At 63.3% G+C, this 1,862-nt stretch carries 2 protein-coding genes; both read left to right on the forward strand.

Translation table 11 applies throughout. From position 1 onward, the window contains the following. A partial coding sequence (locus tag AB4Z11_RS30585) for a GspE/PulE family protein (protein WP_442029784.1) occupies nucleotides 1-648 on the forward strand: 648 nt, incomplete at its 5' end. Next, on the forward strand, nucleotides 645-1,850 hold the full coding sequence (locus AB4Z11_RS30590) for a type II secretion system F family protein (RefSeq protein ID WP_442029786.1): 1,206 nt from the start codon (nucleotides 645-647) through the stop codon (nucleotides 1,848-1,850). The genes AB4Z11_RS30585 and AB4Z11_RS30590, both read left to right, overlap by 4 nt. Nucleotides 1,851-1,862: the final 12 nt, after the last annotated feature.

A 1,862-nucleotide genomic window follows, 5' to 3' on the forward strand; every position in this document is an offset into this window, starting at 1 on the left:
GTCGAATACCCGATGAACATGATCCGCCAGACTTCGGTGAACGAATCGGCCAAGCTGGGCTTCGCGGACGGCATCCGCTCCATGATGCGGCAGGACCCGGACGTGATCCTGGTCGGCGAAATCCGCGACAAGGAAACGGCCGACATGGCGCTGGCCGCCGCCATGACTGGCCATCAGGTGTATTCGACCCTGCACACCAATTCCGCCGTCGGCTCCATCTCGCGCCTGCTCGATATCGGCGTGGTGGCGGACGTCCTGGCCGGGAACATCATCGGCATCATCGCTCAGCGCCTGGTGCGAAGGCTGTGCATGCACTGCCGCGAAGCGCACATCGCCGATCCGCTGGAGCGCCGCCTGCTTGGCCTGCATCCAGATCATCCGCAAACCACCATCTACCGCGCCGTGGGCTGCGAGCGCTGCGTCCATCAAGGCTACAAAGGCCGCCTGGCCATCCTGGAACTGCTGAAGATGAACGCCGACCTGGATGAGCTGATCGCCCGCCGCGCCTCGCTGCGCGAGCTGCGCAACGCCGCCAGCGGCGCGGGTTTCCGCTCGCTGATCGATGACGGCATGCGCCGTGTGCTGGAAGGCGCCACCACGCTGGAAGAAGTCTCGCGCGTGGTGGATCTGACCGAGAGGCTGGCATGAAGCAGTTCCTGTACCGCGCCATGGATGCCAGCGGCGAAATCGTGCCGGGAAATATGGACGCGCTCAACGTCCCCGATCTGGAAGCCCGCCTGCACCGCATGGAGCTGGACCTGATCGATTACCGCGAAACGCGCAAGCGCGAAATCGCACTGGGCCGGCGCGCCATCAACCGCAAGGACCTGATCAACTTCTGCTTCCACATGGAGCAGATGAGCAGCGCAGGCGTGCCGATTCTGGAGGGGCTGTCCGACCTGCGTGACAGCATCGATCACCCGCGCTTCCGCGAAATCCTGACCGATATCGTGGAGAGCATCGAAGGCGGCTTGCAGCTCTCCTCCGCGCTGTCGGCCTATCCGGAAGTATTCGATGCGACCTTCACCAGCCTGGTACGCGCGGGAGAACAAAGCGGCAAGGYCAATGAAGTCTTCGCCAATCTGGCGGAAAGCCTGAAATGGCAGGACGAACTGGCCGCGCAGGCGCGCAAGGTGCTGGCTTATCCGGCGCTGGTGGTGGTAATCGTCAGCGGCGTCGTGTTCTTCCTGATGATTTACCTGGTGCCGCAGCTGACCGCCTTCATCCGCAATATGGGCCACGAACTGCCGATCCAGACGCGGGCGCTAATTGCCGTCTCCAATGTCTTCATCCATTACTGGTATCTGCTGCTGGCCGTTCCGCTGATCGCCTGGCAGGCCGGCAACTGGTGGCTGCGGCATAGCGAGCGCGCTGCGTACGCCTTCGATTCCTTCAAGCTGCGCTCCTGGCCGCTGGGTTCCACTCTGCAGAAAATCAGCCTGGCGCRCATCGCGACCTACTTCGCCCTGATGTACGCCTCCGGCATCACGGTGCTGGAATGCATACGGCTGTCCGAAGGCATCGCAGGCAACCGCGTGATCGCGGCCGCCCTGCGGCGGGCAGGCCAGCTGATCGCGGAAGGGCGAACGGTGGCGGGYGCCTTCCAGGAAACCGGCATCTTCCCGCCGCTGGTGGTGCGCATGCTACGCGTGGGCGAAACCACCGGCGCGCTGGACCGCGCGCTGCGCAATGTGGCCTATTTCTACAACCGCGAAGTACGCGAGCAGATCGAGCGCCTGCAATCCATGATCGAGCCAACGATGACGGTGATTCTCGGCCTGCTGCTAGGCTGGATCATGCTGTCCGTGCTGGGTCCGATTTACGACACCATCAGTTCAATCAGGATCTGAGCCATGCTACGC

This window comes from Pseudoduganella sp. RAF53_2, assembly GCF_052113985.1.
Classification (GTDB): Bacteria; Pseudomonadota; Gammaproteobacteria; order Burkholderiales; family Burkholderiaceae_D; genus Rugamonas.